Source organism: Ensifer sp. ENS03 (assembly GCF_014852035.1).
Lineage (GTDB): Bacteria > Pseudomonadota > Alphaproteobacteria > Rhizobiales > Rhizobiaceae > Ensifer > Ensifer adhaerens.
Window position 1 is genome coordinate 420,732 of record NZ_JACVAV010000005.1, and the last position, 9,725, is coordinate 430,456.

A 9,725-nucleotide genomic window follows, 5' to 3' on the forward strand; every position below is an offset into this window, starting at 1 on the left:
ACAGATTTCCGTTGACCGTGACGCAGCGCGATGGATCAGTGCATGAAGCACACGTTGGCCGACGTAGTTGACATCGACCTACACAAGCAGCCGCACAGGCCGCACCTGGCTGAGCTTCAGACCCTCTATCGCATGGAGGGCGAGGCTGGCCGGCGCGCCTCGACCCGGCAGGGGCTGTGGGTTGCCGTCGTCGTCTACCTGCTCTTCTTCATCCCGGACATCCTGCTCGTCCCCGACGTCGCCTTCTACACGATCGTCTCGCGCCTCTTTGTCGGCATCGGCTCGCTTCTGACCTTCGAGATCCTGTTTCGGCTGAAGGCCCAGACCAAATGGCTCGACGGCACCTGCGCCGCAGCCCTCGTCTTCGGCTACATAGGCTGGCTCGTTCCGGCGATGATGACGGCCGATACGAGCAGCATGTCCTACTACATGATTTTCGGCGCCATCTTCATGATGGGCGCCAATCTCTTCTTCAGCTTACGGTTCCGCCTCTCGGTGGTCGCCTCCAGCATCGTGCTGGTGACGTTTTTCATCGCGCTGTCGTTCTTCTCCGAACACGATCCGGCCTACCTGATCGCCTTCGGAACGTTCTACGTCTCCTGCTTCGTCTTCACCTCCTATGTGAATTGGAAGCTCAACCGCGAGCGCTACAAGGTTTTCCTCAACGCCTTCGAGGCGAAGATCCAGCAGAACGAAGCTTCCGAGCGGGGAATGGCGCTTCTGCGGCTGTCCAACACCGATCCGCTGACCGGTCTCGACAACCGCCGCGCCATCGATCAGCAGCTGCGCGACTACTGGAACGATTGGCAGAAGCTCGGCAAGAACTTCACCGCCATGCTGATCGATGTCGATTTCTTCAAGAAATACAACGACTGCTACGGCCACCAGGAGGGCGACCGCTGCCTCATTCTCGTGGCCAATGCGCTCGGCGAAGCGATCAGAAACTATCACGGCTCGATCGGCCGCTACGGCGGCGAGGAGTTCATCGTCCTTGCTCGCCTGGATACGCGCGAGCAGGCGGCCGAGCTTGCGGAGGTCATCTGCCGCACGGTTGAAAGCATGGGGCTGATCCACGAGCAGCGACGCGACGGCGTGTCCATCGTCACCGTCAGCGTCGGCGCCGCCTTCACCCGCAATCACACCGGCGCCAAGCTCGAGAAAATCATCCACGAGGCCGACCGCGCGCTATACGCCGCCAAGGCGAGCGGGCGAAACTGCTCGAAGCTGTTCGATCCGAACGATCCGCAGAGCAGCGACGAGAGCGAGAACATCGCGGCCCTCCTGAAGATCGCCGTCGACCAGAACCTGGTATCCCTCGTCTACCAGCCGATCACGAACGTGACGACTGGCGAGGTCGATGCCGTCGAGGCGCTGATGCGCCTGACGATGCTGGACGGCACCTCGGTTCCGCCAAGCCTCTTCATCCCGGTCGCCGAGCGGACCGGCGCCATTCTCGATCTCGGCCGCTGGGCGATAAATACCGTGTGCCGCGAACTGCTTGTCGACAATCACGTTCCCTTGGTCAGCGTCAATGTCTCGCCGATCCAGCTGAAGACGCCGGGCTTTGCGACCTCGGTCGCGGCGATCCTGGGAGAAACCGGGGTTGCCGGAAGCCGGCTCGCCTTCGAGATTACCGAAGGGCTGGAGATGGAGATGCACTCGGGCATCCTGCGCTGCATCAGCGACCTGGAGACCCTGGGCATCCGCATCTGGCTGGACGATTTTGGAACCGGCTTCGCCGGCCTCTCCTGGCTGCGCCTGATCGATTTCGACACGGTGAAGATCGACCGGTCGTTCCTGCACGATTGCGCCACGCCGAAGGGCCGCGCGATGCTGCAGGACATCATCGGGCTCGTGCGCAACCGCGGCCACAAGATCCTGATCGAGGGCGTGGAGACCGACGAGCAACTGGCCCTGATGCGGCGCTTTCGGATCGACCACGTCCAGGGTTTCCACGTCGGACGCCCGGCGCCAGCGGACATGTTCCGCACGCCCACCGACAAGCCGCGCCTCCCGCTTCGAAACGGCGTCCGTAACTAGAAGCCTTGTCGACCTCATTTGCCACGATTTGCGGTCGAAGGAAGGCAAACCGGTATCGGCGGACGGGAATGCCGCTGCCGCTTCCCGTTCGGCGCTGATCAATGACATCGGCGAGCGAAACGCCCGGCCGCGCCCCTCGGCATCGTCAACGCACGCCCGCGCAACCTCGGCAGGGAACGTGAAGCCCGACGCGAATAAATGTTGCGCTCCGACCGAACCGGTGCGTAGGATACGGGAGACTACACTGCCGCCGGATACAATCTCACATTGTGCCCATGGAGGCGCGTGATGGCCATCGGGGACCAGCAGGACGTCGGCGTCGAACCGACCATATCTCCGCCCAGCAGCGTGGAGGTTCTGGCACAGCTTGAGCGCATTCGCCTGAGCGCCGAATTCGATGCTCCAGACCGCGACCGTAAATTCCTGGCCTATGTCATCGAGGAAACACTGGCCGGGCGCGGCGACCGCATCAAGGCCTATTCCATTGCCACCGAGGTTTTCGGCCGGGATTCCTCCTTCGACCCGCAAACGGATCCCGCCGTTCGGATCGAGGCGGGCCGCATTCGTCGGGCACTCGAACGCTATTACCTCGTCGCCGGACGCAGCGACCCGATCGTGATCCGGATGCCGAAGGGCGCCTATGTGCCGACCTTCGAAAGACGAGCCGAAAAGCAGCCAGCACCCGTTAGAGAAGGCGGAATGCCACCGTCCGAAGCCGCGCCGGTCGGCTGGCGTCATCTCCGCCGCATCCTGCTTGGCGCTGCGGCGCTTGTCTGTGGCCTCGCCGGTCTGTCGGCCGGCTTGCTGCTTCTTTCCGGTGACAACAGTACGGCGACCAGTCGGCCAAATATTCCGAAGGTGATCGTCACGCCTTTCGAGGACATCTCGGGGACGCGGCAATCGGCGATGATGGCGCAGGGGCTGACGGACGAAGTCGTGAGCAACCTCGCCAAATTCAAGGAGATCGTACCGGTCACGGTCAGCGATCCATTACGGACACCGGCCGATCAAACCTATGCGCTTGAGGGACGGGTAAGGCTCGAGGCAGAGCGGCTGCGGCTGGTCGTGAGGCTCATCCAGCGATCCGACGGGGCGGTCGTCTGGGCGAATACCTACGACGAACGACTGCAGTCCGGCGACGTCATCGATCAGCAGGCAAGGACGGCGGCCGCGGTCTCGAGCGCGGTGGCAGAGCCCTATGGCGCCATCTTCCAGGCAAGCGCAGCCGAACTCAGGCGTTCGGTTCCCGAGGGCTGGCAGGCCTATGCCTGCTCCCTCACCTACTACGACCATCGCGGCGACATCGATCCGCAATCCCGTCGCTCCGCCGAGGAGTGCCTGCAGCGCGCGACCCGGCAATTCCCGACCTACGCCACCGCTTGGGCGCTTCTGTCGATGAGCTATATAGATGCGCTGAGCAATGGCCTCGATCCCTCGGCCTCAGCAGGGCTGCTGGAACAGGCTGGCGAAGCGGCGGCGCACGCCGTCGATCTTGCCCCCTTCGACGTTCGCGCCCTCGAAGCACAGATGCTCGTCCTCTTCGCTCGCGGCGAAGTCGATGCTGCCCTGGCCGTCGGCGCCCGCGCGCTTGCCATCAATCCCAACGACACCGAACTTGCCGGCGCATACGGCCTCCGGCTCGCGCAGTCGGGCCAATGGGATGCGGGCTGCAAGCTCCTGTCGGACGCAATCGAACGCAACCTCGGCCAAACTGGCGTTTTCGAAAGGGGGTTGGCAAGCTGCGCCTATTTCGCCGGCGACTACGTCGCCGCCGAACGGTGGGCGCGCCTCGCCAATCCGGGCGCCAACCCGACCGACCGGGTCCTGCTGCTTGCGATTCTCGGAAAGCTCGGCAAGACGGATCAGGCGCGTGAGGAGCGAAAGTGGTTCGAGACCAACGCCCCGGCTCTCCTCGGTGACCTCGGGCAAGCGATTGCCCTTCAGTTTCACCGTCCCGAGGATCAGCACCGCCTGTTCGACGGCCTGCGCGCCGCCGGCGTTGCTGTGCCCGAAGCGGAGTATCAGCAGGCAGGTACCACCAGCGCGATACGCTGATCAGATGTTGCCGGGTTCAAGCTCGCCGTCGCGGACGGCGGGTTCAGCCGCCTTCTCTGGCGCCGCATCAGAGCGCGCCCAGACCATCAGCAGATCATGCGCGACACTCAGCACGATCGGCCCGAGAAAAAGACCGATCAGGCCATAGGACAGCGTGCCGCCAAGCACCCCGAGCAGGATCACCAGCGTCGGCGTCGACAGCCCGCGTGCCACCAGGATCGGCTTCATCACATTGTCGATGACGAACAGCGGGATCAACAGAATCGTCAGCAACAGCGCCGGACCGAAATCCATGGTGAACCAGGCCCAGATCATGACGGGCAGCAACACCAGCGCGGGGCCGATCTGGATGATGCAGAGGATCAGCACGACGAAGGCAATCGCGCCAGGTGCCGGAACATCGAACAGGCTGAGCACCAGTCCGCACAGAAATGCCTGTAGCAGCGCCACGCCGATGACGCCGCGCGCCACGTTGCGGATCGTCGCCGTCGCCAGCTTGAGGAAACCGATGCCCCGCTGGCCGCCGATCCTGCCGGCAAAGCGCTGTGCCATTTCCGCCAGCCGCTCCGCCGAACCGAAGAGAAAACCTGCGATCAACACCGAGACCACGAAACTTAAGACCTCGGCGCCGACGCTCGCGACCTTGCCGAGAACCTTGGTCCCGGCTTGCATCAGCGCCGGTTCGATCTTGCTCAGCAGTGCTTCGATATTGCCCGACGCCATGCTCCAGACCGCATGTATGCGCTCGCCGACGACAGGCCACGTGCGGATATATTCCGGCGGGACCGGTACGCTCAGCGAACCGTCGGCAAGCCTGGCAAGCAGCGCCTGCAACCCTTCGGCAAAGCTGACCGCGATCGCAGTCAGCGGGGCGACGATGACGGCGAGGCATATCAGCGTGATCAGGAATGAGGCAAGGCGCCGCGAACCGAGCAGGCGTCCCAGCCTGGCATAGGCTGGAAAGAGCGCCACCGCGAGGATTGCCGCCCATATCAGAATGATCGCGAAGGGTGCGATCAGCGTCAGAGACCAGTAGGCCAGAAGCCCGACGATGCCGATCCGGGCGATATCCGTGATCTTCGCCTCGATGGAAGGCGACCCGTTCGTTCCGTTGCGGACCACATTCGATCGGGAAGGATCCTCGTCCATGCTAGCCCCTTCCCCCTCACGCGAAACAGCCGACACCCGCAGCTCTATGCTCGCCGGCACCTTGCAAGCTCTACCGTCACGTGGATGGCACGCCCACGGCAACCGTGGGGCAGTAACATACAGTAGAATACGCCTGCCGGGCTTCCCGATCCGCCGGCCTCCTCTAGAGATTCCATTGACTGATGACGGCTGTGGTCAGAGACTGCTGCGCGATCAGCTTGAAATTGCAGAACAAGAAGCGTCGACAGGGGGCTGTCCCGCGCGCCAGTTCAAGCGCCCGTGCCATTGCCCAATACACGAGGGAGGCTGGATAGATGATCAAAAAGACGATCATCGCGCTCGGCAGCGCAATCGCGGTTTTGATAACAACACCCGTCACGGCGGTTCTTGCACAGCAGACGGCAGCCGCACCGGCTGCTCAGGAACAACAGACAGCACCCGAGCCGCTCAGCGACGATGAGCTCGAGGTGCTGGTGGCGCGCATCGCGCTTTACCCGGACGAGTTGGTGGCGCTCATTTCCGCCGCCGCGCTCTATCCTTTGCAGATCGTCGAGGCAGAACGGTTTCTTGAGGCTCGCGAGAAGAAACCCGACATGAAGCCGAAAGACGACTGGGACGGCAGCATCATATCGCTGCTGAACTACCCCCAGATCGTCAAGATGATGAGCGAGGATCTCGAGTGGACGCAGTCTTTCGGCGATGCGATCGCCAATCAGCAGAAAGACGTGCTGATGGCCATCCAGCAACTGCGTGACGAGGCGGTCGCGAAGAACATCATCAAGACCGACGACAAGGTAAAGGTGGTCCAGGAAGGCGACAACGTCGTCATCCAGGCGGCCAATCCGGAAACCATCTATGTGCCGCAGTATCCGCCGGAGATGCTCTACGAGCCGAACTATGCACCGGCGCCGATCGGCTACTATGACGAGCCCTATCCCGCCTACTGGTATCCGGGTGCGGCCTTCTTCGCCGGTGCGGTCACGGGTGCGGCCTTCGCCGCGATCGTCGACTGGGACGATTGGGGCGTCTGGGGTGGCCGCTGGAACGGCGGCGACATGGACATCGACTGCAACAACTGCTTCAACAACATCAACGGCAAGGTGAAGTGGAACGACGTCGACTGGAAGAATGTCGATCGCAGCAAGATCAACTTCAATCGTGACCAGCTTCAGCATTTCGACCGAAACAGCATCAAGAACAACATCAAGGCGAACGGCAACAACAACCTGCGCAACCGCGCCGCCGAGATCAATCGCGACCGGCCGAACGCACGGCCCGGCGGAGGTGGCGGCGGCCAGATCAGGGATGTGCGCAAGAGCACGCTCGACGGGCTGAAAGCGCAGCAGAGACCGGCAGCTCGGCCCGGCGGCGGCGGTGGCGGTCAGGCGATCGCCAAGGCCCGCGCTGGGGACGGAAAGCCGAGCATCAATCGCCCGGGCAACAAGCCGTCGCAGGTCAACCGCAGCGGTGGCAAGAAGAAGATGGCGGCAAAGGCGCAGAACCGGCCGAAGAAGCCATCGGGCCTTGGCAATGTCAATTCCGGACGGCGTGAGGTCGCTTCGTCACGCCGCGGCGGGCAAAGCCTTGGCGGTGGTCATCGCGGCGGTGGGCGGCCACAGATGAGCCGTGGTGGCGGCCGGCCGCCGATGCACCGTGGCGGCGGCGGACGCGGCGGCGGCGGACGCAGACGTTGATCGGATCACAGGAGAACGACCATGACAAAGCTCTTCAATTCCCTTCTCCTGGGATCAGCGATGGCGCTGGTTCTGGTAACGACGCCGATCGGCTCCGCCTATTCGCAGGACAAACCGCCTGCCGATAAACCTGCTGGCGATCAAGCTGCCGGCGATCAACCTGCAGGAGACCAACCGTCGGCCGATCAGCCGCCGGCGGACCAGATGGTGGGTGGGCTGGATGCCTATGCCGCCGCAGAAGACCCGCCGGTCTTCGACGATCCGGAGAAAGCCATCGGTGAATTCAAGGCCAGGCTGGCCGCCGATGATTTCGACGGCCTCGCAAAACTTTTGGGGCTGAATGCGGAGAAGCTGAAAGACAGCGAAGGGGTGAAGGATACGTTCGCTCTTATCCGCGAAGGGGCAGCCCGCAATGTCGTCGTTCGCGACCTGGAGGGCCGCAAGATCCTTCAGATCGGCGACCGGCTCTGGCCCTTGCCCTTCCCGCTCACCAAGGGCGATGACGGCAAATGGGCCTTCGATACCTATGTCGGACTCGAAGAGATCGTCAATCGTCGCGTCGGCGAGAACGAGTTGCAGGCGATCGACACGGTCGAAGCCTATGTCGATGCCCAGAAGGAATACGCCTCTGAGGATCGCGACTCCGACGGCGTGCTCGAATATGCCCAGAAGCTGATCAGCACGCCCGGCCAGACCGACGGTCTCTATTGGCCGGCCGACCAAGGGGATGGCGAAAGCCCCGTCGGAGACTCGATCAGCGAAGCGGCCCTGGAAAAGGCAAAAGCTGGCGAAGGATACTTCGGCTACCGCTTCCGCATCCTGACCTCGCAGGGCGACAACATTGCCGGCGGTCGCTACGACTATGTGATCAACGGCAACATGATCGGCGGCTTTGCGCTGATCGCCTGGCCGGTCACCTATGCGGAGACGGGCGTGAAGACCTTCGTCGTCAACCAGCAGGGCATCGTCTACGAGCGCGACCTCGGGCCGAGCACGGAAGCAATCGTACCCTTCATCGACCGCTTCGATCCGGACGACAAGTGGTCCGTCGTCGACGATTGACGGGGATGCTACCATCGGCATGAACGATAACGCCGCCCAGTCGGGCGGCGTCAGACAATAACCTCGCCTGCCCGTCCACCAGCCTCTTCCTCTGCCTCAAACAAGTATCAAGGGCATATCGAGCGAGGCTCGGAATTTGCGCGGCTCGATCGGGCCTGCTGTCAGCGAAGCTCCCCCCGGGAAATGGGTCCTGACGCGGTGGGCCACATTGGCAAGACCGATGCCGAGCCCGTGCGTCATCCCCGCCGCAGTCGCTGCGGCAACATCGTTTTCGACGATCAGATTGAGCCTGTCCCCGCGCCTTGCCGCGCGGATCAGGATTTCGACTGTGCTGCTGGAACGACCGACTCCGTGTTTGACCGCGTTCTCGACCAAAGGCTGCAGGATGAGACTTGGAACTTTCGCATCCTCGAGTTCGCCGGGAATGTCGATCCGAACGCGCATCCGGTCCGAAAACCGCTCCTTTTCGATCTCGAGATATTCCTTCTGCAGCGCCATCTCGTCGGCAAGCCTGAGCTCACGCATGAGGTCGAGCTGCAGCGTCGAGCGCAGGAACGCCGAAAGCGACATGATCATCCGTTCGGCCCGCTCGGAGGCCCCCTCCTCGACAAGCCCGGTGATGGAATTAAGCGTGTTGAAAAGGAAATGCGGGTTGATCTGGTACTGCAGGGCGCGCATTTGCGCCGCGAGCGCCTCTTCGCGTGACGCGATCAGCTTCAGGTCGCGGTCGCGCACGTCCATGTGATTGAGCAACGCGACGAAGAGAAATGACCAGCCGAAGAAGATCGACATGCGATAGCAGACCGCATAGGCGTAATCCATGATGTTGAACGGCACGACCACGGGCAACATGATCAGGCTGTAGAGATAGGCGTCCAGCAGCGACATGCCGAGCGAGCTGACCAGCGACAACAACAGACACGCCGCGATTTGTCGGCCATAGCTCTGCCGCCGCATCCGGCTGAGAAGCTGCGCCAGGAGGATGGCGACGAGGACAAAGACCGCTTCGAGCGCCAGCTTGCCGAGAAGGGGTTTCAGCGGATTGTTCCCGATCGTGAGCCAGATGGGACTGCTGATCAGGAATTCGGCCGCCGCGTAGATCAGTGCCAGCCGCAGGGTGACGACGCGAAACCGGTTGCCGTCCAGGAAACTATCGGTGGGGATGGTGATGTGCTTCATCAAACTCTGTCGTGCTGAATTCGGGTCCAAGCCCCAGGCGCCAGCATGACGAGGGGCGGCTATTTGAAAAAGGAAATAAAGAAGTTTAGCAACTAAAAGGATCACTCGGTTCCGTCTTTCCGCGCGAAGATTGCGGCGGAAGTCAGATGGCTCGGTCCCGTGGAAAGCCACGTGGGCCGACGACGGCGGGCGTCGGGCGAGAGTGCGTTGAGGGACGGGTTTGACCGCGAAACGGGCGTGGCTGCGATCATGTGATGGCATGTCGCGGCTTTGGTGGCGACTACGTAAGCGCCCGGCGAAGCTCGCTCACTGCGTTACTGCGTCATGCCCTCGGACTTGGCTGGCGTGATCGGCTCTTTGGCCCGCGCCTGAGCTTGCGACTTGCGCCCGTTGGCGTCCTTTCCCTGTCCCCGGAACGCCAAAAAGCCCGCTGGATTTCTCCATGCGGGCTTTTTTTGATTTGGTTGCGGGGGCAGGATTTGAACCTGCGGCCTTCAGGTTATGAGCCTGACGAGCTACCGGGCTGCTCCACCCCGCGTCCAGCGC

General features: G+C 62.6%; 6 protein-coding genes and 1 tRNA gene. 4 read left to right on the plus strand and 3 right to left on the minus strand.

The genetic code is table 11. The annotated features are described in order from the left end of the window. Positions 1-42 precede the first annotated feature (42 nt). Together IB263_RS20420 and IB263_RS20425 are read left to right on the plus strand one after the other, a co-directional pair. Positions 43-2,040, plus strand: coding sequence for a bifunctional diguanylate cyclase/phosphodiesterase (locus tag IB263_RS20420; RefSeq protein ID WP_192438927.1), 1,998 nt, complete (start codon positions 43-45; stop codon positions 2,038-2,040). Between the two features lie 288 nt (positions 2,041-2,328). Further along, a complete protein-coding gene (locus IB263_RS20425; RefSeq protein ID WP_192438928.1) occupies positions 2,329-4,095 on the plus strand; it encodes a hypothetical protein in 1,767 nt (588 codons plus the stop codon). Here IB263_RS20425 and IB263_RS20430 read toward each other — a convergent pair whose 3' ends face one another. After that, positions 4,096-5,244: an AI-2E family transporter gene (locus tag IB263_RS20430; RefSeq protein WP_060517439.1), complete on the minus strand. Its 1,149-nt coding sequence runs from the start codon at positions 5,242-5,244 to the stop codon at positions 4,096-4,098. Positions 5,245-5,558: 314 nt separating this feature from the next. On the opposite strand from IB263_RS20430, the gene IB263_RS20435 reads away from it, so the two are divergent. Together IB263_RS20435 and IB263_RS20440 are read left to right on the plus strand one after the other, a co-directional pair. After that, positions 5,559-6,938 (plus strand): DUF3300 domain-containing protein, encoded by a 1,380-nt coding sequence (locus tag IB263_RS20435; protein ID WP_034787232.1) that lies wholly within the window; start codon positions 5,559-5,561, stop codon positions 6,936-6,938. Between the two features lie 21 nt (positions 6,939-6,959). Beyond that, complete coding sequence (locus tag IB263_RS20440) at positions 6,960-8,000, plus strand: DUF2950 domain-containing protein (RefSeq protein ID WP_246811043.1); 1,041 nt, start codon at positions 6,960-6,962, stop codon at positions 7,998-8,000. A gap of 96 nt (positions 8,001-8,096) precedes the next feature. Here the strand turns inward: IB263_RS20440 and IB263_RS20445 are convergent, their stop codons facing one another. Beyond that, positions 8,097-9,179, minus strand: a complete 1,083-nt coding sequence (locus IB263_RS20445; RefSeq protein WP_192438929.1) for a sensor histidine kinase — start codon at positions 9,177-9,179, stop codon at positions 8,097-8,099. Between the two features lie 461 nt (positions 9,180-9,640). Then, positions 9,641-9,717: transfer RNA gene (locus IB263_RS20450), tRNA-Met, on the minus strand. Positions 9,718-9,725: the final 8 nt, after the last annotated feature.

Coding starts and splice junctions, on each gene's coding strand:
- IB263_RS20440 (WP_246811043.1), top strand. CDS start 6,960: ATGACAAAGCTCTTCAATTCCCTTCTCCTGGGATCAGCGATGGCGCTG.
- IB263_RS20430 (WP_060517439.1), bottom strand. CDS start 5,244: ATGGACGAGGATCCTTCCCGATCGAATGTGGTCCGCAACGGAACGAAC.
- IB263_RS20445 (WP_192438929.1), bottom strand. CDS start 9,179: ATGAAGCACATCACCATCCCCACCGATAGTTTCCTGGACGGCAACCGG.
- IB263_RS20435 (WP_034787232.1), top strand. CDS start 5,559: ATGATCAAAAAGACGATCATCGCGCTCGGCAGCGCAATCGCGGTTTTG.
- IB263_RS20425 (WP_192438928.1), top strand. CDS start 2,329: ATGGCCATCGGGGACCAGCAGGACGTCGGCGTCGAACCGACCATATCT.
- IB263_RS20420 (WP_192438927.1), top strand. CDS start 43: ATGAAGCACACGTTGGCCGACGTAGTTGACATCGACCTACACAAGCAG.